Source organism: Bacillus sp. FSL W8-0920, assembly GCF_038593215.1.
GTDB lineage: Bacteria > Bacillota > Bacilli > Bacillales > Bacillaceae > Bacillus > Bacillus pumilus.
On the sequence record NZ_CP151974.1, the window covers coordinates 1,485,893 to 1,511,133 of the forward strand.

Below are 25,241 nucleotides of genomic sequence, written 5' to 3' on the forward strand. Positions count from 1 at the left end.
TATGAATGATGGCATCTGAGGAAAACAAACGGCATGAAAGAATGCCGTTTGTTTTCTCATCAAAATGATGACCCAAAGGTGTGGACAAGCAGCTTTGAATGAGGTGAAGAGTATATATGCGGCCTGATCATGAAAATGAAAAGATCGTCAATATAGAAGAGCGAATTCCTAAAATTAAAGAACAAAGGAAGCAAAAAGCGAATCGGAGACTGATCTCTTTTATACTACTGTTTTTTATCATGGTTTTAATTATTATTTATTTGCAGACACCTATCAGCAAAATTTCTTCTTTAACCATCACAGGTAACGAGCATGTCTCAACAAAACAGCTTGTTAAACTTTCACAAATTAAAGAAGGCGAAACAGAGTTTTGGAATTTAAATAAAGATTTAACAGCAGATCATTTGAAACAAAATAAATTGATTAAAAGTGTCAGTATCAAAAAGCATTTCCCAAATAAAGTGAGTATTGCTGTCAAAGAATATGCAAATATTGCGTATCTTCAAAAGGGAAATCTATATTATGAGCTTCTTGAAAATGGGACCGCTTTACCAGAAGAAGTGACACCGAGTCATGCAGGACCTATTTTTGTCGATTGGGACAATAAGGAGAAGCTGAAGCAAACTGTTAAATCTTTAAATCAACTACCAGCCTCTATTCAGGAGCTCATCTCAGAAATATATTATGTGCCGACCAATTCAAACAAGTGGCTAGTTAAATTTTATATGAACGACGGAAACACTGTGATTGCATCAATTAAAACATTCGGTGATAAAATGAAAACCTATCCAGCCATTGTAAAAGAACTTTCATCATCTGAAAAAGGCACAATCCATATGGAAGTCGCTACGTATTTCGAAGCGTTTAAATCTAAGAAAAAGGAAGATGAGCGTTGAGAGGCAAAACAGTTATATTCTCGATTGTCATGCTTGTTCTTGGTTTTCTGATTTCTTTTTCATACCAATATACAAAGCAGCATCAGGCAGATGTCATTCGAACAGAGCAATGGAAAAAAGAATACTCTCTGAAAAGTCAGCTCACAACGCAAGAAAAGGCGAATCAGAAACTCGAAAAAGAATTATATAGTCTTCAATCAAAGGTACAAGCAACGGAGTCCAATTTGAAAAATGAAAAAGAGCAATATTTTAATGTGCTGGAAGATGTTGAGAAATATAGAATGTTTACAGGAGAGATCGGTGTAAAAGGAAAAGGGGTAAAAGTGTCTCTTGAAGATGCATCTTATATCCCGAGTGGACAAAATGTTAATAATTACATTGTGCATGAGAGCCACATTTTTCATGTGATAAACGAACTATTTATATCAGGGGCTTCTGCTGTATCTATTAATGGGCAAAGAATCACACACCAATCATACATACATTGTAACGGTCCAGTTGTCACAGTAGATGGTGTTCAGCATCCAGCACCATTTGTCATATCTGCTATTGGTGATCCTGCTGTGTTAATACCCGCTTTAAATATTGCAGGGGGAGTGGTCGATCAGCTGACAAGTGATCACATTTCAATGACGATCGAGAAAACGGATATTCGTATGAACCCTCTTTTAAGAAACAAAGATTAAAAGTGAAAAGGTGAGTGGTGTTGAGGAAAAAGAAGCCTTTACTTAGTTTAACAGCTTTAATGATCATATTTGGCATCATGGTCTCCATCCAATTTAATTCCTTACAAAAGCCCAAAGTTCGTGATACTCGTGATGTGTGGGAACTGAGAGAGGATTTATCTGCATCTAAAAGTAAGGAATTGGATTTGCTCAAAGAAATTGATAAATACGACGAGATGCTAAAAAAATATGGTCTTCAAGGAGACCGATCAAAAGAAGCACAATTAACAAAAACATTAAAGGATTTAAAAGAAAAGGCTGGTTTTACAGAAGTGGAAGGGGAGGGGATTGAAATTGAAATATCTCAGCTTTTTTCCAAGGACCTTACCGGAGAAGAAGTGAAAAATATCCCACCTGATCTTCTGAAAAAGTTAATGAATGAAGCCAATATGTTTGGGGCAAAACATATTTCCATCAATGATCGCCGTGTCATTAATACAAGTGTGATTCGAGATATTAATGGCACGACAAAAATGGATGGATACAGCTTAGATAGTGATGAAGTCACCATTAAAATGATTAGTGAGCAAGCCGACAAATTATACAGCCGTTTAAATGTATCAGATATTGGTGATTTGTTTGCTCAGGAAAACTTCAGCTTGAGTATGAGCCAGCCGAAGAAAAAAATCCACTTAAAAGCATATGACGGTGCAATTCAAGTAAACGAATTGAAGCCTCTTGATGATGTAAAGGAGGGGAAATCTTAATGTGGCTTCCTGTACTTGGCTTAATCATAGGAGTTGCGATCGGTTTCTTAACTAATTTTACGATACCGAATGAGTATTCTAATTATCTTTCCCTCGCTGTACTTGCTGCGCTTGATACATTGATTGGTGGAATCCGGGCACATCTGCAAGGGGCATACGATGAACTAGTGTTTGTATCAGGCTTCTTCTTTAATATTATACTGGCAATAAGTTTAGCTTTTCTGGGCGTCCATCTTGGTGTAGACTTATACTTAGTCGGAATGTTTGCATTCGGCGTTAGATTGTTTCAAAATATAGCAGTTATTAGAAGAATTCTCCTAACAAAATGGACAATTTCTAGAGAAAAAAAGAAAAAAAGTGAGTCATAAAAAAGGATATACATATGATGTAACGAATATTTTCAGTAATCCTAATAAAAAATGTTGATTTTTTAAGTTTTGTTACACACTTGTAAAAACACATTCATTGTATTGTTGTTCAGCAAATAATAGAATAGAAAGTATTGATATGTGAGGAGGTGCCATAGAATGAACAACAATGAAATTTACGTCAGCCTTGACATCGGTACATCCAATATAAAAGTCATCGTCGGAGAAATGGCGGATGATTCGCTTAACATTATAGGTGTTGGAAATGTCCCTTCAGAGGGGTTAAAAAAAGGATCGATTGTTGATATAGATGAGACAGTTCATTCTATTAGACAAGCATTTGAACAGGCTGAGAGAATGGTAGGTTTTCCTTTACAAAAGGCGATTGTCGGAATTAACGGAAACCACATTCATATTCAGAATACGAGCGGCGTAGTCGCAGTATCTAGTGAAAACAAAGAAATACATGCTGAAGATGTGAGACGTGTCTTAGATGCTGCACAAGTAGTATCTATTCCTCAAGAACATCTCGTCGTAGACGTGATTCCGAGACAATTTATCGTCGACGGAAGAGATGAGATCACAGATCCGAAAAAAATGCTTGGTGTTCGGCTAGAGGTGGAAGGATCGTTAATTACAGGTTCTAAAACGATTCTACATAACTGGCTCCGATGTGTAGAAAGAGCTGGAATTGAAATACTGGATATATGCTTGCAGCCACTCGCATCGGGCTCGGCAGCATTATCGAAAGATGAAAAAAATCTTGGGGTAGCTCTTGTCGATATTGGCGGCGGATCTACAACGATTTCCGTATTTGAAAACGGGCATCTCTATTCTACTCACAGTATCCCTTTGGGCGGAGAGAACATAACAAAAGATTTGTCTATAGGACTTAGAACTTCCACTGAAGAAGCTGAACGAATCAAAAAACAATTTGGGCATGCGTTTTATGATGAGGCATCGACTGAGGAGACATTTGAAGTTTCTGTGATCGGTACCGATCAAAAACAAACGTATACACAAATTGATGCGGCTAACATTATTGAAGCGCGGCTGGAAGAAATCCTGCTCTTTGTGGCAGAGGAATTAAGAAATATGGGTGTCCATGATTTGCCTGGTGGATTCGTTCTAACAGGTGGACAGGCAGCCATTCCAGGTATCCTTTCTCTTGCACAAACAGTCTTGCAAAACAATGTCAGGATTGCAAGTCCGAATTATATCGGGGTGAGAGAGCCTCAATATATGACAGGAGTGGGTCTGATCCACTTTGCTTATCGCAATGCAAAGATTCAGGGCAGACAAGTTGGATTCCAAATGCCAGATGAGGCGTTTCATGAAGTAGGCGCATCCATGGAGCCGGTTTCTTCTGCACCACAAGTGAAAGAAGCGCAGCCAAGACCGAAAGTAAAACAACAAGCACAACAAGAGACAAATAAAAAACCGGGCAAAATGAAAAAACTATTTAATATGTTCTGGGAATAGAATTAGATTTTCGACGGATTAGGAGGATTCAGCATGTTGGAGTTTGAAACAAATATAGACGGCCTAGCATCAATTAAAGTAATCGGAGTAGGTGGCGGCGGGAATAACGCTGTCAACCGAATGATTGAAAATGACGTACAAGGTGTCGATTTTATTGCAGTCAATACTGATGCACAGGCGTTAAATCTATCAAAAGCAGAAACTAAAATGCAAATCGGTGCTAAGCTGACAAGAGGGCTTGGAGCAGGTGCGAATCCTGAAGTCGGTAAAAAAGCTGCTGAGGAAAGCAAAGAGCAGATTGAAGAAGTATTAAAAGGCGCAGACATGGTCTTCGTTACAGCTGGTATGGGCGGTGGAACTGGTACGGGTGCTGCACCTGTCATTGCAAAAATCGCAAAAGATTCTGGTGCATTGACAGTTGGAGTTGTGACTCGTCCTTTCACATTTGAAGGAAGAAAGCGTCAGCTTCAAGCAGTTGAAGGAATTGCTTCTATGAAAGAAGCCGTTGACACATTAATCGTGATTCCAAACGATCGCTTGCTTGAAATTGTTGATAAAAACACGCCAATGCTGGAAGCATTCCGCGCGGCAGATAACGTGCTTAGACAAGGTGTTCAAGGGATTTCAGATTTAATTGCAACACCAGGTCTGATTAACCTTGACTTTGCTGACGTGAAAACCATCATGTCCAATAAAGGTTCAGCTCTTATGGGTATTGGTGTCGCAACAGGTGAAAACCGTGCTGCGGAAGCCGCGAAGAAAGCCATTTCCTCACCACTTCTAGAAACAGCAATCGATGGTGCTCAAGGTGTCATCATGAACATTACGGGTGGAACGAACCTAAGTCTTTATGAAGTGCAAGAAGCGGCGGATATTGTGGCTTCTGCATCTGACGAAGATGTAAACATGATTTTCGGGTCTGTCATCAATGATAACTTGAAGGATGAAATTGTGGTGACTGTGATCGCTACTGGATTTATTGAGCAAGAACCAGAAGTGACAAAATCACAAAGAAACCCATTAGGACAAGGATTAAAGCAAAATCAATCCATTCCTCAAAAACGTGAAGTAAAACGTGAAGAACATCAACAGCCATCATCTCAGCCAAGACAAAATACACAATCAAGTGATGATACGCTAGACATTCCAACGTTCTTACGCAACCGCAATAAACGCTAATCGAGTATAGCTTAACCCCTTCCATTGGAAGGGGTTTTTTTATGTCTCAACTTATAAGGGTTTCTAATCAAAAAGTCATAAATACGTGAAAGCTACTTCAATTTCCATATGTAATTTGACTTATGGTGTTTAAGAAAAAAGAATCATTTTTACTCCCTCTTACAAAAAACGACAAAATGATGAACTTTATTTGACTACATTAAATAGAACACCATGAATCTTGCCATGAACAACAGAAGGAAAGGAGTGGGACCTATACTCTGTTTGGACATTTGAGGAGGAGGGATTTGATTGAAATTGAAGTTTCGCAAGACCGCCGGCTATCGTTTGATGAGTCTTTTGGTGATTGGTACTTTAACGATGACAAGCTTTGGGACGGTTCAAGCAACATCGACTTCTACCTCATATCAGGAGGAAGCTGTCTCCTCTAAGACTACAAAAGCAAAGATCTCATCTAGATTAATGAAGCAGTTTCAGCAGGATGATCAGGTGACTTTTTTAATCAAAATGAAAGAGCAAACAAATACGCAAAATGTGGCGAAGGAAGCGGTGATCAAAGCCAAAAAACAGAAATTAACAGCGGCTAAAACGCAATACACAAAAAGATCAGCTGTCGTATCCGAATTAAGAGCAACGTCTGAAAAGACGCAGGAAGCGCTCCTTACGTATTTACAAAAGGAACAAAAGAAAAAGCAAGTGAAGGAGATTCATTCGTACTATATTGTGAATGGTTTAGCGGTGACGGGAACGAAAGAAGTCATGGAAAAGGTGGCTGCCTTCCCAGAAGTAGATCAAGTGTTGCCAAATGAAACCCGTCAAATTCACCGGCCAGTTGATTTGAAGACGAAGCAGAAAAAACAAATGAAAGCAGTAGATGGAGTCGAGTGGAACATTTCTCAAGTTCATGCTCCAGAAGCGTGGGCTTTAGGTTATGACGGTACTGGTACAGTTGTGGCAAGTATTGATACAGGAGTGGAATGGGATCATCCTGCTTTAAAGGAAAAATACCGCGGATTTGATCCAGCACATCCGAATGAACCAACTCATGAATTCAATTGGTACGATGCTACGACAGGATCTGAAGCGCCATATGATGATTTAGAGCATGGTACACATGTAACGGGAACGATGGTTGGCTCTGAGCCAGATGGAAAGAATCAAATCGGAGTCGCACCGGGCGCAAAATGGATTGCGGTGAAAGCTTTCTCAGAAGATGGTGGGACAGATGCTGATCTGCTTGACGCAGGTGAGTGGATTTTAGCACCAAAAGATGAGGCCGGCAACCCGCATCCAGAAAAGGCACCAGATGTTGTCAATAATTCTTGGGGAGGTGGACCTGGCCTAGATGATTGGTATAAAGATGTCGTCAATACTTGGAGAGCGGCGGACATCTTCCCAGAGTTTTCAGCTGGCAATACCGATTTATTCAACCCTGGTGGTGAAGGATCTATTGCGAATCCTGCGAACTATCAAGAGGTCTTTGCAACGGGTGCTACGGATCAAGATAACAAATTGGGGTCTTTCTCGCTGCAAGGTCCGTCTCCATATGGTGTCATGAAACCAGACATTGCCGCCCCAGGGGTAAACATTCGTTCATCCATTCCTGGGAAAGGGTATGAGGATGGCTGGAATGGGACGTCGATGGCTGGTCCGCATGTCTCAGCTGTTGTGGCTCTTCTTCGCCAAGTACAGTCAGATCTTTCTGTTGAAGAGATTGAACAAATTCTGATTGATACAGCGAAGCCATTAACTGATCAGCAGTTCACGGAATCCCCAAACAATGGCTATGGGGCAGGTTTAGTTGATGCAAGAGAGGCGATTACGGCATTAACAGATGGAATTGGCATGATCGAAGGACAGGTGACAAACGAAGATGTTCATTTAGGTGATATGAAAATAACAGATCAAGCCTTGCCTCAAAAAGATAAGGCGGTACACCCACATAAGAAGCCTGCGAACATAAAAGAATTGAAAAAGGAAAAAAATCTAGCTGGTCCGTCCATCAAAGCCCTTCCAATGAAAGCGGAAATTAGTGTTCTTGAAAGCGGCAAGTCAACGTACACAGATGAAGCGACAGGGAGATATCAGCTTCCTCACAGTGCAGGAAAATTCACAGTGAAAGCGGAAGCTTACGGATTTGAATCACGCACACAAACCGTCCATATTTCTTCAAATAAAACGGCAGAGGCGAATTTCGCCTTACAGCCACTAAAGAAACGAACGATATCTGGCACAATTGCCAACGAAACAACGGGTGAAAAGATAAAGGATGCCACGGTTTATCTTGTAGAGGATGCGAAAATTAAGCCGGTGAAAACAAATGAATCTGGCGAATTTTCTCTAGAGGCATTGAGCGGTGTCTATACCGTCAAAGTATTTGCCAAAGGATTTAAAGGATATTCTTTTACAGCAGATGTGACAGAAAAGCCAGTTGGAAAAAACATTCAGCTAGAGCCATTCATCGGCTTTGCTGGGGAAATTGGCTACGATGATGGAACAGCTGAAAATGCGAGAGCCTTCTATGATCCTGGCAATGGCTGGGCTGTGAAGTTTTCATTAGAAAAGGGGAAGAAACAAGCGCAACTCACAGGAGGGCTTTTCCGTTTCTGGTCATCAGAGTGGCCAGCTCCTGGAGGGAATGAATTTGCAGTTGAAGTGTATGACGCTTCTGGGAAGAACGGAGCTCCAGGGGAGAAAATGGCAGGACCTCTAAAAGCAAAAGCGCTGCGTAATGGGGAATGGACAAAAGTAGATTTAGAAGATCAAGCCATTACGGTGGATGGAGATTTCTATCTTGTCTATATTCAAACGAAAAAGAATACGGAATCTCCAGGGCTTGCAACTGATGAAGATGGACCAAATGCTGAAAGAAGCTGGCAGCTGACAAGCGGTGCATTTTCTCCTTCTCCAAAAGAAGAGGGAAATTATATGATTCGTGCGCTTGTTGACTATGAAGCAGATGTGCCAGAGATTACATCTCCAAAGGCAGGCGTCATTACGAACAAAGATGAACTGGAGATTGAAGGCAAAGCCTCTCCTGGGCTTGATGTAGCGATCTATCAAAACGACGAAGAGATTGCCAAAGTGAAAGCAGATCAGTCAGGCGCCTTCAAAGAAAAGGTCACAGTTTCAAGTGGAGAGCATGTATTCACGGCTGCAACTGTTACGGATAAAGGTGCAACAAAACGATCTACACCAGTAAAGGTAATCATTGATCAAACAGCGCCAGCGCTCACTATCGATACACCGAAAAAAGGGGAAAAGACGAATAAAGAATCGCTCACTGTAGAAGGAAAGGTGACAGATGATCATCTTGATCAAGTCACCGTAAATGGAAAAAAGGCAACCATAAAAGAAGGGAAGTATTCCGTAAGAATACTGCTTGAGAACGGGAAAAATATGATCAAAGTCACAGCGAAAGATGCAGCAGGAAACAAAACAACTAAAAAAATCAAGATCGATGTCCAATACGAGGCACCTGAGATTTCTAAGCTGACTCCAGCAGAGAATGTCCATCTGGCATCAGGGGAGTCTGTTAAAATTTCATTTCACAGCAGAGAAAAGCTAGACGCAACGTTTGTCATTCACATGCCGCTGACAAACGCGAGATCAAAGCTTCAAAATACCACAGAGCTGCCGCTTCGCGAAGTATCGAGCGGAACGTATGAAGGCTACTGGACTGCTACTTCTACCGCTAAAGCAAAAGGTGCGGTCATTGAAGTAATTGTGCGAGATGATTATGGAAATGTCACAAGACAAAAAGCTTCAGGTACATTAAACATCAATGAAAAGTAACTTAAACAAAAGACACGACTTCTTGGAGCGTGTCTTTTTTCTTTCAACAATTGTTTGAAGGCTTGTCCAGAAGAATATTCTCTCTCATTCCTCGACAAAAACAATAACAATCCACCAAAAGTTCTCTATCATCCCCAACAAGAATTGACAGACTTCCATCTCATGACTGTTTTATACTGGTACAAACAAGTGCAAGTACTGCTTTTGATTCTTTGTTTCAGATGAAAGGAGCAGAAGGTGGTCATTTATTTAGATGTGATTTGGCTGTTAAACTTTTGTTTTGATCTATTGCTTCTCTTACTCACTGCATTTATTCTCAAACGACAAGTAAAAAAAAGGCGATATATGTTAGGAGCTCTCATTGGATCGAGCATTGTTCTCTTGCTCTTTACACCATTTGCAATGGTTGTGTCACACCCTTTAGGCAAACTACTTTTTTCTGTCTTCATTGTTCTTGCAACCTTTGGTTTTCAAAGATTTCGTTCCTTTTTTCAAAATCTGTTTGCTTTTTACTTTGTAACATTTTTGATGGGAGGAGGCATGATCGGGGTTCATTCATTTTTGCAAACCAATACAGTGATTCAAGATGGCCTGCTGATTTCTCAAAATGATGGCTTTGGTGATCCGATTAGCTGGCTTTTTGTTTTAACTGGGTTTCCTGCGATTTGGCTGTTTTCAAAGAAAAGATTAGGCGAGGTGGGTACGAAAAAAAGACAGGTTGATGAACAAGTGCTTGTGGAAATACACATTCATGGAGAGACCATCCGTTTAAAGGGACTCGTCGATTCTGGCAACCAGCTGTATGATCCTATGACAAAAACACCTGTCATGATCGTCCAGGCCGACCAGCTAACGGCCATTTGCGGAGAGTCATTTATAGAGCTCATGAAACAGTCTCATCCTGTTGAAGTCATGCAAAAGATCGATGATCAATTTCCTCTTCTTGATCGATTAAGACTTGTTCCATATCGAGCGGTCGGTCATGATCACGGCTTTCTACTATGCCTAAAACCAGATACAGTCTTCATTTATTCAAAGACGCATATGATTCAGCCTGCTAAGTGTTTTGTTGGGTTGAGTCTCAGCGGTTTATCGGCAGATCAGGAATTTCAATCCATCATTCATCCAGATATGTTAGACGGGAAAATCATCCAGGGGGTGTCGTAGTTTTTGGTGATGTCTTTTATCTTACGAGGTCAACTTGACATTTAGAAGGGAGAAGAAGATGAAAAAATTAAAATTTAAACTCACTTACTACTGGTATAAACTCCTCATGAAGCTAGGTCTAAAGAGTGATGAAATTTATTATATTGGTGGAAGTGAAGCGCTCCCGCCTCCATTATCAAAGGATGAAGAGCAGGAGCTGCTTGTCAAATTACCAAAGGGTGATCAAACCGCAAGAGCGATTCTGATTGAAAGAAATTTGCGTTTAGTCGTTTACATCGCAAGAAAATTTGAAAACACAGGTATTAATATTGAGGATTTAATCAGTATCGGAACCATTGGTCTGATCAAAGCAGTCAATACATTTAACCCAGAAAAAAAGATCAAGCTTGCAACATATGCTTCGAGATGTATTGAAAATGAGATTTTGATGTACTTACGTCGAAATAATAAAATCCGGTCAGAAGTTTCGTTTGATGAGCCGCTCAACATTGATTGGGACGGAAATGAACTGCTTTTATCAGACGTACTTGGAACAGATGATGATATTATCACACGCGATATTGAAGCAAATGTGGATAAAAAATTGCTGAAAAAAGCGCTCGAGCAATTAAATGACCGCGAAAAGCAGATCATGGAACTAAGATTTGGCTTAATTGGTGGTGAGGAAAAAACCCAAAAAGATGTCGCTGACATGCTTGGGATTTCACAGTCTTATATTTCGAGGCTTGAAAAAAGAATTATTAAACGATTACAAAAAGAATTTAATAAAATGGTCTAAAAAATTTTTTAAAAAAGCTCTGTCCCTGCACTGTCAAAGGAAACAACCTTTTTTTTCATGATTCTTGTCATCGCTCGTGCATATTTTTCCATCCCAAGGAGATACTGAACTTTGTACAACAGCTCCTGTAGGGAGGGAAAAAAGTGTCCAGAAATAAAGTGGAAATCTGCGGAGTCGACACCTCCAAGTTGCCTGTTCTGAAAAACGACGAGATGAGAAAATTGTTCAGACAGCTGCAAGATGAGGGTGACGATACAGCAAGAGAAAAGCTAGTCAATGGCAATTTACGGTTGGTTTTAAGTGTGATTCAGCGTTTTAACAACAGAGGCGAATATGTCGACGATCTCTTCCAAGTAGGCTGTATCGGATTAATGAAATCAATTGATAATTTTGATTTAAGCCACAATGTCAGATTTTCAACTTATGCGGTTCCTATGATCATAGGAGAAATCCGTCGATACTTGCGTGATAACAACCCGATTCGGGTGTCTCGCTCGCTAAGAGATATTGCCTATAAGGCACTTCAGGTCCGTGAGAGGCTGATTAGTGAGACAAGCAAGGAGCCAACAGCAGAAGACATTGCCAAAGTGCTGGAAGTGCCTCATGAGGAAATTGTCTTTGCCCTAGATGCAATTCAAGATCCTGTATCTTTGTTTGAACCGATCTATAATGACGGAGGAGATCCGATTTATGTGATGGATCAAATTAGTGATGAACGGAACAAAGACACACAATGGGTGGAAGAATTGGCCTTAAAAGAGGGCATGCGTAGGTTGAACGACAGGGAAAAAATGATTCTTCGCAAACGCTTCTTCCAGGGCAAAACGCAAATGGAAGTTGCCGAAGAGATCGGGATTTCTCAGGCACAAGTCTCTAGGCTTGAAAAAGCAGCCATCAAACAAATGAATAAAAACATCTTTTAAAGCCGCCGCTTCATGTGCGGCTTTTTTCATTCTTATGAGAGAACACTCCTCTAGTATTGACTCTGTTATTTTTTTCATTTAATCTGTTTTTAACAAATGTTATTTTAGATAGCATTTGTTAGGGAACACTTAAGCGGAAAGAAGGGTTATTATGACATTCCATGATGAAAGAAGGCTGCTCATTAAGGTTGCGCATATGTATTATGAAGAAGGCGCCACTCAATCTAACATTGCAGAAGCGGTTGGGGTTAGCCGTTCGCTCATATCGAAATATTTGGCAAAAGCACGTGAAGCAGGAATCGTGGAAATCATTATTCATGATGAAGTCAACCAACAGTATGGATCGTTAGAAAGAAAAATAGAACGTAAATATGGGCTCCGAGAAGTCGTCTGTGTGGAAACACTCAGCAAAGACACAACCAAAAGCCGAATCGGTGCCGCGGCGGCAAGCTTTTTATTAAAAGTGATGAAGGATGGACAAGTTATTGGGTTTTCCTCTGGGACAACGCTGCATGAGATGGCGAAAGCGGTTACGTCTGTTCAGCACTATCCATCCGTGACATTTGTTCCGCTTGTCGGAGGTGTGGGAAATGAAGATGTCGATATCCACGCCAACTATATTATTGCGAGATGCACAGAGGCGCTCAAATCTAAATGTGAGTTTTTACATGTACCTGTCATGCTTGATACGAAAGAAGCGAAAGATGTACTGATCCGACAGCCGTCAATCAAAAAAGTGATTGAACTAGGAGAATCATCAAATATCGCGGTTGTCGGAATTGGTGGTGTTCCGCAGCATTCAACGATGGTGAAATCTTATATGACAAGCGGTGAAGAGGACATCCTTCAAGCAAAGGATGTAGCAGGTGACATTTGCTATAACTTTATTGATCATCAAGGGGAAGTATATCCCCACCCATGGAACGACCGGGTGATGGGCATAAGCCCCCAAAAGCTAAAAGAAATTCCACTTGTCATAGGTGTCGCTGGTGGCGAAGAGAAAATTGAAGCAATTCGGGCGGCATTAGCAGGTGGATTAATTCATGTATTAATTACCGATGAACGAACTGGAGATGCCTTATTAAAGTAACTACCTAATATCATTAGGTAGTTTTTTTGAGTCTAAAGACTCAAAAAGATTGAAAATTTTATCGATTTTAGCTTGACACAAAGTTGACACATCATATAAACTAAGTTCATAACAAATGATAAACAAAATAACAAATGTTACAATAAACGGATTTTTGTTAATTTTTATAACATTTGTTAAAAGTTTCAGATTATATTTCTAGCAATCTACCCGAGAAGCAAGAAAACCTGAAAGGATGATTTAGATGTCAATCTATCAACAATTGTTAGCTCGAGAACGCAGTGGAGATCCAATCAAAGTAGGGATTATTGGAGCAGGTCAAATGGGCTTTGGACTCATTTCACAAATTTCTAAAATTCCAGGCATGATTGTTGCTGGTGTTTGTGATATTCACCTTAGTGCAGCAGAGAAGGCAGCGAATTTTTACAAGCAGCATGCAAAGCCGCATCAAATGGTTGTCACAAATGATTACAGAGAAGTGATTCAATCAGATTCCGTAGAAGTTGTCGTAGATGCAACAGGTGTCCCAGAGGTCGGTGCAAACATTTCTTTGGAAGCGCTTAATTCAAAAAAACATCTCGTTCTTTTAAATGTAGAAGTTGATATTACCATCGGGTTGGTCATGCATAAGTTATTCACAAATGCAGGACTTGTTTACTCAGGATCAGCTGGAGACGAACCAGCAGCAACACTAGAATTATATGAATTTGCGAAAACAATGGGTCTTGAGGTACTCGTTGCAGGGAAAGGAAAGAACAACCCATTCTTCCCAGAAGCAAATCCAGATACGTGTCAAGCAGAAGCAGATAGTAAACATATGAGTTCACATATGCTGGCTGCATTCCAGGACGGAACAAAAACAATGGCGGAAATGAACTTGTTAAGTAACGCGACTGGGCTTCTGCCAGATAAAGTTGGTATGCACGGAGTCGAAGCCAATTTAGAAAATGTAGCAGATAAATTGAATCAAAAACAGCAAGGCGGCGTGCTCGACAACTTCGGAGTCGTTGAATATGTAAATGGACTTGCACCAGGTGTATTTGTCATCGTGAAGAGTGACCTTGAGCCAGTAGATGAAGAGCTGCGCTACTTAAAAGTTGGAAAAGGCCCACACTACACACTTTACCGTCCTTTCCACTTAGCGAGTCTTGAAACACCTGTTACCATCGCAAAAGCGGTCTTACAGCATGATTCATCCATTCACCCAATTGGTGTACCAGTATCAGAAACAGTCGCTGTGGCAAAAAGAGATATTAAAGCTGGAGAATCACTTGACGGGATTGGCGGATACTCTGTAAGAGGTGTTCTTGAAACACATCAAGACATGAAAACGAACGGCCACATTCCAATTGGTTTAATTAGCGGAAAAGTCGTAGCGAAAAAAGACATCAAATTAGGACAATTCCTGACTCATGATGATGTAGAGCTTGATTCAAACACAACGGTCTGGAAGCTGCGATCATTACAAGATCATTTATTTCAATCATAAGGACGTGAAGCTGTGGAAAAATTAGCGATCGTACTTTGTATCATTCTCATTGTGCAGTACGGGTTATCTTTTATTCAAATCAAGTACTACCGCAAGAGCATGGATTCACTTATTGATGATTACAGAGGGAAGCAGGGCTATCACTTATTTTCAGGAATGGAGCGGCGCAAAGTTGGCCCTGGAGCCATTGCGCTCATCATTGTAGATGAATCGTATATCATTCAAAAATGCCATGTGCTTGGCGGTGTGTCGATCTTATCTAAATTTAAAGAAGTCCCTTCATATGAAGGAAAGCATGTAGGGGCTGTGTTAGACGAGCACCATATGATGAAGCAGACGTTGAAAAAACGCAAAAAGGGGCCAGCTGTCATGCACGCACTTTCCATGGCGGCTGAACAGGCACTTGTCTCGATTTCGAAAAAAAATATAACAAATGTGAACTAAAGAAAGGGGAGATGAAACATGGAATGGATTCAATGGTTTGGAGAGCACTTTATCGGAATGTTTGAAGCCGGCGGAAAGCAATTCATGGGTCTTGTTACAGGTATCGTTCCAACGCTTGTTGTGTTACTTACTTTCACTTATGCTGTCATGAAGTTTATTGGAGAAGAGCGAGTGAATAGAGCGATTCAGTTTGCTGCGAAATATACCATTTTGCGCTACACGTTAATGCCGATCTTATCCGTTCTTATTTTGACAAACCCGATGGCTTATACGTTTGGCCGCTTCTTACCCGAAAAACAAAAACCAGCATTCTATGATTCAGCTGTTTCATTTGTTCATCCGGTGACATCACTGTTTCCGTATGCCAACGCAGGAGAACTGTTTGTCTACTTAGGGATTGCGAACGGTATTAAAGAAGCAGGATACTCAATGTCAGAGCTTGCTGTACGGTACTTCTTAGTCGGGATCGTCGTCATTTTACTTCGCGGTATTATTACTGAATGGATTACAAAGTACTTAGCAGGAAAAATGAAAGCGAATTCACAATAGGGGAGGGTTAGACATGACAAACCACAAAGTATTTGTTGCAAAAGGTGCTGGCGGATGGGGAGAAGGCTTGGAGCTTGAACCAACCGGTAAAAAAAGAAAGGTTGTTTCCATTACAGGGGGAGGCATTCACCCAGTTGCACGTAAAATTGCAGAAATGACAGGGACAGAAGCATGTGACGGCTTTAAAAACTCGATACCAGAAGATGAAATGATGTGTGTTGTCATTGACTGCGGAGGAACCGCACGAATCGGACTTTATCCAATGAAGCGCATTCCAACTGTAGACGTTTTGGCATCCTCTCCTTCTGGACCGCTTGCAAAACATATTACAGAGGATATCTTCGTATCAGGCGTCACAGAAAAAGATATTTCCTTTGCGGATGCATCAAGTGGTGAGGAAAAAGTAGAAGGTCAGGAAAACAGTGAGCCGATTGACAAGGAGAATTTCAAAGAAACCTATTCAAAACTGAAAGAGGAAAATCTCGAGCGTCAGGAAAAAGGTAATTTCCTGATGAGGTTCTCAAGAGGAATTGGGAAAGTTACCGGTACGTTCTACCAGGCTGGCCGTGATTCCGTTGATATGCTTTTGAAAAACATTATTCCATTCATGGCATTTGTCAGTATGTTAATTGGAATTATCAATTATACAAAAATTGGTGACTTGATTGCCCATTTTCTATCACCATTGGCAGGATCTATATGGGGACTCTTACTGCTCGTTGTGGTCTGTACATTGCCATTCCTATCACCTGTCTTAGGACCTGGTGCAGTCATTGCACAAGTAATCGGTGTTCTCATTGGTAGTCAAATTGCACTAGGAAATATCCCGCCTCAATTTGCACTTCCTGCACTATTTGCAATCAACGGTCAAGTAGGGTGTGATTTCATTCCAGTGGGTCTGTCACTTGGTGAAGCGAAGCCGGAAACGGTACAATATGGAGTACCAGCTGTTTTGTATAGCCGTCTCATTACAGGGGTTCTATCTGTTGTGATCGCATACGCTGCCAGCTTCGGTATGTATTAAACGTATTAAAGGAGGAATCGATATACATGGTCACACAATCTGTCGTAAAAGAAATCGGGATCTTAGTCCCGCAATTTAAAGAAGATAAGCTGATTGTTTTATTTGGACCCGCAGCGCCGCAGGAATTAAGAGATATGTCCGTCATTCATGAGTTCGAACATTTAGAAGAAGAGCCGTTGAAACTGGGCGGTACCATTCAAGTGGGCGATCAAACGTACACGATCACAGCCCTCGGCAATAAAGCAAATGACAACTTTAAAGAACTCGGCCATATTTCGATCTACTTCCAAGAGCCGTTTGATGATGTATTACCGGGAGCTGTCTTTGCATCCCCGCACACGTTTCCTGATATAAAAGAAGGCGTACGAATTGAAATTTCGTAGCTATGAAGAAAAGCTGTTCCGTAGAAGGAGCAGCTTTTTTTATGTGAGGTTTACCAGAAAGAGCAATTGCGATATGCTGTAAACATTCATTATTTGTTTATTCAGAATTTTTACTCAGGGGGAAATGATGGTGTCACTTGAATTGAAGAATGTTTCATTAAAACGAAATGGAAAATGGCTGCTTCAGTCTGTTGACTGGCATGTGAACAAAGAGGAGCACTGGGTGCTTTACGGTTTAAATGGTGCGGGGAAAACCGCTTTATTAAATATGCTCTGCTCATATTATTTCCCTACATCAGGTGAGATGACCGTGCTGGGACATATCTTTGGCAAGGAGGCTCTTGGCGAAAAGCTCAGGAAGAAAATTGGCCTCATTTCTGCGGGACTTGAAAAGAAACTGCACAGAGACGACAATGCATTTGAAATTGTTCTCAGCGGGGCATTTGCCTCTATCGGGCTTTATGAAACCCCGACAGATGAGATAAGGGAGAAAGCCATTGATCTATTAAAAGCATTTGGTTCGTTCAAATATGCAAACCGGACATATGAAACACTCTCGCAAGGAGAAAAGCAGAAAGTCCTGATTGCGAGGGCTTTAATGAATGATCCCAAGCTCCTGATTTTAGATGAGCCTGTGACAGGTCTTGATTTTTTAGCAAGAGAACAGGTGCTGGAGACCATCTCATTCATTGCTTCAAAGCCTGATGCGCCTACTTTGCTTTACACGACCCATCATGCAGAAGAGATTTTGCCTGTTTTTCAGCACACCTTATTATTAAAAGATGGGACGGTTTTTGATCAAGGGAAAACAAAAGAGATGATGACAAGCGACTTGCTTTCTTCCTTCTTTGAATGTCCGGTAGATGTGATGTGGAGAAATGGCCGTCCTCATTTAAGTAAATTGTAGATAAAAGAAACTATTGGTCTGCGTCCCTGCTTTTCCATCATACATATTATAGTAGAAAACGAAAGGCGGGGAAGGACAGATGATCAGTATTTCTGAATTCCAAATCAAGGATGTTGTCGATGTGTCCAGCGGAAAAAAACTAGGCACCATTGGGGACATTGATATCAATGTTACGAGTGGTAAAATACAAGCAATCATTATCGGCGGTACAGGTAAAATGATGGGATTTTTCGGAAAAGAAGAGGAAATGATTGTCCCGTGGCGAAATATAGTAAAAATTGGCGAAGATGTGATACTTGTCCGATTGTCTTCTTAAAATTCGTATAACTCCTCAATGAATCATTTAATGATCCTTAACATAAGCTCTCCATTCTCAGCAAACAATGTCTTTTTCGGGTAAAAAGATTACGTTTTCATATCAATTTGCAAAAAAACCTGTAGAAAGGGCACATTTGAGTGTAATATTTAATGAATCCCACTAACTGTCTACGCATGTCTTGTGGTAAAATAGGAGCGATATAAAGAGAGATGAATGAAAGGTGGGAGGCAGCTTTGACACACAATTATGACCCCTTTCAGCAGAAATCACCTTATGCAATGATGATTCATGATTGGACGAACATGACATGTTCTGGTAAAGAGGTATTAGCCGGATTTACGACAAAAAATGGCGGCTTCAGCCTTTCTCCATATCAATCATTGAACACTGGACTCCATGTAGGAGATGATGCTTCTAGTGTCCAAATGAATCGTCAAGTCATAGCAGATGCTACTGCTGTGCCGCTCTCTGATTGGGTGTTTGCAGACCAAACACACGAGGACCGCATCAAGAAAGTCACCAAGGAGCAAAGAGGAAGAGGAAGTCTTCATTATCATGAGGCACTGCCTGGAACAGACGGCTTATATACGTCTGAACCGAACATCATGCTCGCTCTTTGTTTCGCCGATTGTGTTCCGCTTTATTTTCTAGCTCCGCAACATGGCCTCATCGGAACAGCCCATGCCGGATGGAAAGGAACCGTCAAACAAATTGGTGCAAAAATGGTAGATCTATGGGTCAACCAAGAAGGTGTTAAGACCGATCAAATACAAGTCGTCATTGGACCATCCATTGGCAGCTGTTGCTACATAGTTGATGATGTGGTCTTGAATCAAGTGAAACAGCTTCCCTTTTCTACAGAGGATGTGTATTCCGAGATATCACAAGGACAATATAAATTAGACTTAAAAACATTAAACAAAAACGTATTGCTACATGCAGGGATGAAAGAAGAAAACATACATGTCAGTTCGATGTGCACAAGCTGTAATGATCAGCTATTCTTCTCACACCGGCGTGATCAAGGAAAAACAGGACGTATGATGTCTTTTGTCGGGTTTAAGGAGGCATAAGAGCAATTGAATGTACGAGAGAATCTCAGACAAATAAATGAACAAATAAACGAAGCATGTAAAAGAGCCGGCCGGAACCCAGACGATATATCAGTCGTCGCTGTCACAAAATATGTCTCAATTGAACGAGCACAAGAAGCCAAGGAAGCAGGAATTTTGCATTTTGGTGAAAATCGTGACCAAGGGTTACTTGAAAAACAAGCGGCTATAACCGATGAAAGCATTAGCTGGCACTTCATCGGCAGTTTACAAACACGAAAAGTAAAATCTGTCATTCAGAGCATTGACTACTTACATTCGCTCGACAGGATCTCTCTTGCGAATGAAATTGAAAAAAGAGCAGATCACACGGTTCGCTGTTTTGTACAGGTGAACACATCGCTGGAGGAGTCAAAACATGGCTTACAAAGTGAAGACGTGATCCCGTTTGTCAAGCAGCTCGCTGATTTCAAACACATTGAAATTGCTGGACTGATGACGATGGCTCCATTTACAGATGATCACACTGTGATACGAAACTGCTTTAAAACATTAAAAAACCTTCAAGAAGAAGTAAAACATCTTAACCAAGTAAATGCACCTTGTCAGCATTTATCGATGGGCATGTCAAATGATTTTGAAATCGCAATTGAAGAAGGTGCGACATTCGTTCGGATTGGCTCTTCACTTGTTGGAAATGAAACAGGAGGTGCGTGACATGAGCATAAAAAATAAGTTTAAAAGCTTTTTCACTCTCGACGATGAAGAGTATGAGTACGAATATATTGATGAAGAAAGAGAACCAGTCCAAGAAGAAAAAGGAACAAAGGACAAAGCGGCATTTCAAGAGCGTCCGCAGACAGGAAAACAAAATGTCGTCAGCTTGCAAAGCGTGCAGAAATCCTCTAAAGTGGTGTTAAGTGAGCCGCGTGTTTATGCAGAAGCGCAGGAGATTGCAGACCATATTAAAAACAGACGTGCAGTCGTCGTCAATTTGCAGCGCATTCAGCACGATCAAGCAAAGCGAATCATCGACTTCTTAAGCGGCACTGTATATGCAATCGGTGGAGATATCCAGCGTATTGGCTCGAATATATTCCTCTGTACACCTGATAATGTAGATGTATCTGGCACAATATCAGAACTTTTGACAGAGGAAGAACCTCAGAGGTGGTAAATCATAGTGATTCTAAATTACATTTTCCAGCTTTTACAGACTGTATTAACGATTTACTCATTCGCGATTATTATTTACATCTTTATGTCATGGGTGCCATCAGCAAGAGAAACATCAATTGGGCGTTTTCTGACAAATATTTGCGAACCATATTTAGAACCATTTCGTAAAATTATTCCGCCAATTGGCATGATTGACATCTCGCCAATTGTGGCATTGCTTGTGATTCGTTTTGCATCAACATATGGACTAACTGGTCTTTACAATATGATTGCACGCTTCATGTAGACAGGCTGCCGGGCTTGGCGCTGCCAGGCTCTTTTACATAAGAGGGGAACAAAATGAGCGATATTTATCAACATTTTAGAAAAGACGAACAGCCATTTGTCGACCAAGTGTTAGGCTGGAAAAAAATCGCACTCGACCAGTATCGAATGAAATTAACAGACTTTCTTGATCCGCGTGAGCAGTTTATTACCGAGTCCGTCATCCAGCATGCTGATGAGCTTGGGATCATGTTTTTTGGCGGGTATGAGGGAGCGGAGCGCAAAAGAGCGCTCATTTATCCCGAATATTTACAACCGGCTACTCAGGATGCTGAGCTCTCTTATTTTCAGGTGAACTATGCGAAAAAGTTTATTTCGTTAGAACACCCGAAGCTCCTTGGTTCACTGATTGGGACAGGCTTGAAGCGCCAAAAATTTGGAGATTTGTTATTTTCAGAGGAAGATGTGCAGTTTATTTGTACGAGTGATGTCGCCGATTTTGTTCGGGCGCAGCTGACGCATGTCGGCAGAGCCTCCGTTTCATTAGAGGAAATCACGCAGGCAGATTTAAAGCCGGTTAAGAGCAAGACTGACATCAAAGAAGATACGATTTCTTCACTGCGGCTTGATGCGGTATGTGCTGCAATCAGCCGTCAGTCTCGGCAAAAAGCACAGCTTTTGGTCAAAAATGGGCTTGTCAAAGTTAACTGGAAAGTCACTGAGGACCCTTCCTTTACAATCGGCGAAGGCGATCAGCTCTCTGTTAGGGGATTCGGCCGCTTTAGCCTCAAAACGATTGATGGGAAGACCAAAAAAGATAAATTTAAAGTAACATTTGAGCTTCTGACATAACGAACTTGAATCTGGAGGTGGCGAGGTTGCCATTAACACCTAATGATATTCATAATAAAACGTTCACAAAAAGCTTTCGCGGCTATGACGAAGATGAAGTAAACGAGTTTTTAAGCCAAGTACGTAAAGATTACGAAATCGTGCTTCGCAAAAAGAATGAACTCGAAGAAAAAGTAAACGAGCTTGACGAAAGATTAGGTCATTTTGCAACAATTGAAGAGACATTAAACAAATCAATTCTTGTAGCGCAGGAAGCAGCAGAAGACGTCAAACGTCATTCTGATAAAGAAGCGAAATTGATCATTCGTGAAGCGGAGAAAAATGCCGATCGTATTATTAACGAAGCGCTATCTAAATCAAGAAAGATTGCGATGGAAATCGAAGAGCTGAAGAAGCAGTCGAAGGTCTTTAGAACTCGCTTCCAAATGCTCATCGAAGCTCAGCTTGATCTTCTAAAAAATGACGATTGGGATCATTTACTGGAATATGAAGTTGACGCTGTCTTTGACGAAAAAGAATAAGCGCATCATCTTGACATGACGTGTACAAGTTGCATATAATACCATCATAAATTAACAAGAGATAAACGTTTGAAAGGGACACTCGCAGTTGTCATATGCGTAATAAAGCGAATCAGGGATGGTGGAAGCCTGACATTACGAGATGCTGCAATGAGATCACCCCTTTAGTTCCTTTTCTGAAATGACCAGTAAGAAAAGGCGTCTGATCACGTTACGATTTTAGAGTGGATAAGCGGCTGTTTAAATAGCGCTTGTCTAAAAGGGTGGTACCGCGAGACAAGCCTTCTCGTCCCTTATGGGATGAGAGGGCTTTTTTTATTGTTTTTTAATCAGAATTTGCATATGGAGGAATGGGTATGAACTACAAAGACACCTTATTAATGCCGAAAACAGAATTCCCAATGAGAGGGAACTTGCCGAACAAAGAGCCTGAAATCCAAGAGGAGTGGGCAGAACAAGACATCTATCAAATGGTTTTAGAGCGGACAAAAGGACGCCCGACCTTTATTTTGCATGATGGACCTCCATATGCGAATGGTGACATTCATATGGGGCACGCACTCAATAAAATCCTAAAAGATTTTATTGTCCGTTTTAAATCAATGAATGGGTTCCACGCACCGTACGTACCGGGCTGGGATACACACGGCTTACCAATTGAAACAGCACTCACTAAAAATAAAAAAGTCAAACGTAAAGAAATGTCGACAGCTGAATTCCGCAAACTATGCGAGGAGTATGCATGGAAGCAAATCGAGGGTCAGCGCAATCAATTTAAGCGATTAGGCGTCAGAGCAGACTGGGACAATCCATATGTCACGTTAAAGCCTGAGTATGAAGCGCAGCAAATTCTTGTCTTCGGAGAAATGGCGAAGAGAGGCTATATTTACAAAGGACTAAAGCCTGTTAACTGGTCTCCTTCAAGTGAGTCAGCTCTTGCTGAAGCGGAAATTGAATATAAAGACAAACGTTCACCATCCATTTACGTTTCATTTAAAGTGAAAGATGGAAAAGGCGTACTTGAAAACGGCGAACAATTCATCATCTGGACAACAACACCTTGGACACTTCCTGCAAACCTTGGTATTTGTGTTCATCCAAACCTAGAGTACAGTGTTCTTCAAGTAGGTGCTGAGCGATATGTTGTCGCATCTGAGCTTGTTGAACAAGTGGCAAAAACGCTTGGCTTTGAAGAGTATGAAGTCGTGAAAACATTAAAAGGAAAAGAATTAGATAACGTCGTTGCAGAGCATCCGATCTATGGTAGAGATTCCCTTGTGATGCTTGGTGACCACGTGACAACGGATGCAGGTACAGGCTGTGTTCACACAGCACCAGGTCACGGGGAAGATGACTTTATTGTCAGCATGAAGTACGGTCTTGACGTACTATGTCCAGTAGACGAAAAAGGTGTCATGACAGAAGAAGCGCCTGGTTTTGAAGGTCTATTTTACGAGGATGCCAATAAAGCTATCACAGAACAGCTTGAAGCAAAAGGCGCGCTGAAAAAGCTCGACTTTATCACGCACTCCTACCCGCATGACTGGAGAACGAAAAAACCAACGATTTATCGTGCAACCGCTCAGTGGTTTGCTTCGATTAAAGACTTCAGAGAAGCGCTATTAGACAATATTAAAGAAACGAAATGGGTGCCAGCATGGGGCGAAACGCGCCTATTCAATATGGTGCGTGACAGAGGCGACTGGTGCATTTCAAGACAGCGTGTATGGGGCGTTCCAATTCCGGTCTTTTATGCAGAAAATGGTGAGCCGATCATCACAGATGAAACCATTCAGCATGTCTCTCAATTATTTAGAGAACATGGCTCGAATATTTGGTTTGAAAAAGAAGCGAAAGAACTATTGCCAGAAGGCTTTACACACCCAGGCAGTCCAAACGGTGAATTCACAAAAGAGCAGGACATCATGGATGTATGGTTTGATTCTGGTTCTTCTCACCAAGCTGTTTTAGAAGAAAGAGATGATCTTGTTCGTCCGGCAGACCTTTACCTTGAAGGCTCTGACCAATATCGCGGCTGGTTTAACTCTTCCTTATCAACAGCAGTTGCAGTCACTGGAAAAGCACCGTATAAAGGTGTTCTCAGCCACGGCTTTACGCTTGATAAAGAAGGACGCAAGATGAGTAAATCATTAGGCAATACAATTGACCCAACAAAGGTAGCGAAGCAGCTTGGGGCAGAGATTCTAAGACTTTGGGTATCTTCTGTCAACTATCAAGCCGATCACCCGGTGTCTGATGATATCTTAAAACAAGTAGCAGAGGTCTATCGTAAAATCCGTAACACGTTCCGCTTCCTGCACGGTAACCTATTTGACTTTGATCCAGCAGTCAATGCAGTACCTGTAGAAGAGCTTCGCGAAGTGGATCAATATATCTTGATCAAATTAAACAAATTGATTGATAAAGTGAAAAAGGCTTATGATGATTACGAATTTGCGGTCGTGTATCATGCGATTCACAATTTCTGTACAATTGAGCTAAGCTCTTTCTATCTCGACTTTGCAAAGGATGTCGTGTACATTGAGCATGCGGATCATCCAGACCGCCGTAGCATGCAGACGGTCTTCTACGAAACATTAATGGCATTAGTGAAGCTGACTGCACCAATTCTTCCGCATACAGCAGATGAATTATGGAGCCACTTAAGCTTTGTTGAAGAGCCAAGTGTTCAGTTAACAGATATGCCAGAAGGTGTGGCTGTTTCTCAAGCGGAAGCGACAGAAGCGAAGTTTGACCGCTTTATGGAAGTGCGTGACGATGTGCTAAAAGCGCTCGAAATTGCGCGTAATGAGAAAGTCATCGGACGTTCTCTTGAAGCAAGTGTGACCCTTTATGCGACAGAAGAAGTGAAAAACCTTCTTGCATCCATTAAAGAAGATGTGAAGCAGCTCTTTATCATCTCTGAATTAACGGTAGAAGATGAGCAAAATGCTGACACATCAGCACCTGAATACACTTCAGGAAGAATTTTGGTTCAAAAAGCAGAAGGAGAACTATGCGAACGTTCTCGTATTATTTCAAAAGATGTTGGTGCAAATCCGAAATATCCAACATTGTCACTGAAAAATGCTGAAATCGTGGAAAAATATTACCAGAATTAACAGTGTGATATGACCAACTAGCGCCC

The 25,241-nt window shown here is 41.2% G+C and carries 25 protein-coding genes and 1 other annotated feature; all 25 genes read left to right on the forward strand.

Annotation, left to right across the window (positions count from 1 at the left end; translation table 11 throughout):
- The first annotated feature begins 116 nt into the window (after positions 1–116).
- The 25 genes from NSS78_RS07370 to ileS all read left to right on the forward strand — a co-directional run bounded on the left by NSS78_RS07370 (position 117) and on the right by ileS (position 25,215).
- Entirely contained in the window at positions 117–896 is a 780-nt protein-coding gene (locus NSS78_RS07370) for a cell division protein FtsQ/DivIB (protein WP_050945098.1), read from the forward strand.
- Entirely contained in the window at positions 893–1,582 is a 690-nt protein-coding gene (locus NSS78_RS07375) for a DUF881 domain-containing protein (RefSeq protein ID WP_003211621.1), read from the forward strand. The genes NSS78_RS07370 and NSS78_RS07375 overlap by 4 nt, the downstream gene beginning before the upstream one ends.
- Before the next feature lie 20 nt (positions 1,583–1,602).
- Positions 1,603–2,328: a DUF881 domain-containing protein gene (locus tag NSS78_RS07380; protein ID WP_106029729.1), complete on the forward strand. Its 726-nt coding sequence runs from the start codon at positions 1,603–1,605 to the stop codon at positions 2,326–2,328.
- On the forward strand, positions 2,328–2,696 hold the full coding sequence (locus tag NSS78_RS07385; RefSeq protein ID WP_003210988.1) for a small basic family protein: 369 nt from the start codon (positions 2,328–2,330) through the stop codon (positions 2,694–2,696). The genes NSS78_RS07380 and NSS78_RS07385 overlap by 1 nt, the downstream gene beginning before the upstream one ends.
- 159 nt (positions 2,697–2,855) lie before the next feature.
- Positions 2,856–4,178 carry a cell division protein FtsA gene (gene ftsA, locus NSS78_RS07390; protein ID WP_050945096.1) on the forward strand — a complete coding sequence of 441 codons (1,323 nt, stop codon included), beginning with the start codon at positions 2,856–2,858 and terminating at the stop codon, positions 4,176–4,178.
- Between the two features lie 33 nt (positions 4,179–4,211).
- Positions 4,212–5,357 carry a cell division protein FtsZ gene (ftsZ, locus tag NSS78_RS07395; RefSeq protein ID WP_003211613.1) on the forward strand — a complete coding sequence of 382 codons (1,146 nt, stop codon included), beginning with the start codon at positions 4,212–4,214 and terminating at the stop codon, positions 5,355–5,357.
- A gap of 291 nt (positions 5,358–5,648) precedes the next feature.
- A complete protein-coding gene (locus tag NSS78_RS07400; RefSeq protein WP_282959894.1) occupies positions 5,649–9,152 on the forward strand; it encodes a S8 family peptidase in 3,504 nt (1,167 codons plus the stop codon).
- 237 nt (positions 9,153–9,389) lie between these two features.
- A complete protein-coding gene (gene spoIIGA, locus NSS78_RS07405; protein ID WP_050945094.1) occupies positions 9,390–10,319 on the forward strand; it encodes a sigma-E processing peptidase SpoIIGA in 930 nt (309 codons plus the stop codon).
- Between the two features lie 58 nt (positions 10,320–10,377).
- Positions 10,378–11,097, forward strand: a complete 720-nt coding sequence (gene sigE / locus NSS78_RS07410; RefSeq protein ID WP_003211142.1) for an RNA polymerase sporulation sigma factor SigE — start codon at positions 10,378–10,380, stop codon at positions 11,095–11,097.
- A gap of 143 nt (positions 11,098–11,240) precedes the next feature.
- On the forward strand, positions 11,241–12,020 hold the full coding sequence (gene sigG, locus NSS78_RS07415; protein ID WP_003211879.1) for an RNA polymerase sporulation sigma factor SigG: 780 nt from the start codon (positions 11,241–11,243) through the stop codon (positions 12,018–12,020).
- A gap of 151 nt (positions 12,021–12,171) precedes the next feature.
- Positions 12,172–13,110, forward strand: coding sequence for a sugar-binding transcriptional regulator (locus NSS78_RS07420; protein WP_050945093.1), 939 nt, complete (start codon positions 12,172–12,174; stop codon positions 13,108–13,110).
- A 244-nt stretch (positions 13,111–13,354) separates the two neighbouring features.
- On the forward strand, positions 13,355–14,599 hold the full coding sequence (locus tag NSS78_RS07425) for an SAF domain-containing protein (protein ID WP_003212501.1): 1,245 nt from the start codon (positions 13,355–13,357) through the stop codon (positions 14,597–14,599).
- A gap of 12 nt (positions 14,600–14,611) precedes the next feature.
- Entirely contained in the window at positions 14,612–15,043 is a 432-nt protein-coding gene (locus tag NSS78_RS07430; protein WP_003212289.1) for a transcriptional regulator GutM, read from the forward strand.
- Positions 15,044–15,061: 18 nt separating this feature from the next.
- Positions 15,062–15,592 (forward strand): PTS glucitol/sorbitol transporter subunit IIC, encoded by a 531-nt coding sequence (locus tag NSS78_RS07435; RefSeq protein WP_003210918.1) that lies wholly within the window; start codon positions 15,062–15,064, stop codon positions 15,590–15,592.
- Between the two features lie 13 nt (positions 15,593–15,605).
- Positions 15,606–16,616: a PTS glucitol/sorbitol transporter subunit IIB gene (locus tag NSS78_RS07440; RefSeq protein WP_050945092.1), complete on the forward strand. Its 1,011-nt coding sequence runs from the start codon at positions 15,606–15,608 to the stop codon at positions 16,614–16,616.
- Between the two features lie 26 nt (positions 16,617–16,642).
- Positions 16,643–16,999, forward strand: a complete 357-nt coding sequence (locus NSS78_RS07445) for a PTS glucitol/sorbitol transporter subunit IIA (protein ID WP_007499733.1) — start codon at positions 16,643–16,645, stop codon at positions 16,997–16,999.
- 130 nt (positions 17,000–17,129) lie between these two features.
- On the forward strand, positions 17,130–17,906 hold the full coding sequence (locus tag NSS78_RS07450; RefSeq protein ID WP_034620040.1) for an ABC transporter ATP-binding protein: 777 nt from the start codon (positions 17,130–17,132) through the stop codon (positions 17,904–17,906).
- A gap of 79 nt (positions 17,907–17,985) precedes the next feature.
- Positions 17,986–18,222, forward strand: a complete 237-nt coding sequence (locus tag NSS78_RS07455) for a YlmC/YmxH family sporulation protein (protein WP_008344958.1) — start codon at positions 17,986–17,988, stop codon at positions 18,220–18,222.
- Positions 18,223–18,434: 212 nt separating this feature from the next.
- Positions 18,435–19,298 carry a peptidoglycan editing factor PgeF gene (pgeF, locus tag NSS78_RS07460; protein ID WP_212045841.1) on the forward strand — a complete coding sequence of 288 codons (864 nt, stop codon included), beginning with the start codon at positions 18,435–18,437 and terminating at the stop codon, positions 19,296–19,298.
- A 6-nt stretch (positions 19,299–19,304) separates the two neighbouring features.
- On the forward strand, positions 19,305–19,994 hold the full coding sequence (locus tag NSS78_RS07465; RefSeq protein WP_106028978.1) for a YggS family pyridoxal phosphate-dependent enzyme: 690 nt from the start codon (positions 19,305–19,307) through the stop codon (positions 19,992–19,994).
- 1 nt (position 19,995) lies between these two features.
- Positions 19,996–20,454 carry a cell division protein SepF gene (gene sepF / locus NSS78_RS07470; protein WP_003212271.1) on the forward strand — a complete coding sequence of 153 codons (459 nt, stop codon included), beginning with the start codon at positions 19,996–19,998 and terminating at the stop codon, positions 20,452–20,454.
- A 6-nt stretch (positions 20,455–20,460) separates the two neighbouring features.
- Positions 20,461–20,742: a YggT family protein gene (locus NSS78_RS07475; RefSeq protein ID WP_106028977.1), complete on the forward strand. Its 282-nt coding sequence runs from the start codon at positions 20,461–20,463 to the stop codon at positions 20,740–20,742.
- 53 nt (positions 20,743–20,795) lie between these two features.
- Positions 20,796–21,572, forward strand: a complete 777-nt coding sequence (locus NSS78_RS07480) for an RNA-binding protein (RefSeq protein ID WP_212045842.1) — start codon at positions 20,796–20,798, stop codon at positions 21,570–21,572.
- A gap of 26 nt (positions 21,573–21,598) precedes the next feature.
- Positions 21,599–22,093, forward strand: coding sequence for a DivIVA domain-containing protein (locus tag NSS78_RS07485; protein WP_003211323.1), 495 nt, complete (start codon positions 21,599–21,601; stop codon positions 22,091–22,093).
- A 61-nt stretch (positions 22,094–22,154) separates the two neighbouring features.
- Positions 22,155–22,390: a binding site (T-box leader), on the forward strand.
- A gap of 59 nt (positions 22,391–22,449) precedes the next feature.
- Positions 22,450–25,215: an isoleucine--tRNA ligase gene (gene ileS, locus NSS78_RS07490; protein WP_339162060.1), complete on the forward strand. Its 2,766-nt coding sequence runs from the start codon at positions 22,450–22,452 to the stop codon at positions 25,213–25,215.
- The last annotated feature ends 26 nt before the right edge of the window (positions 25,216–25,241 follow it).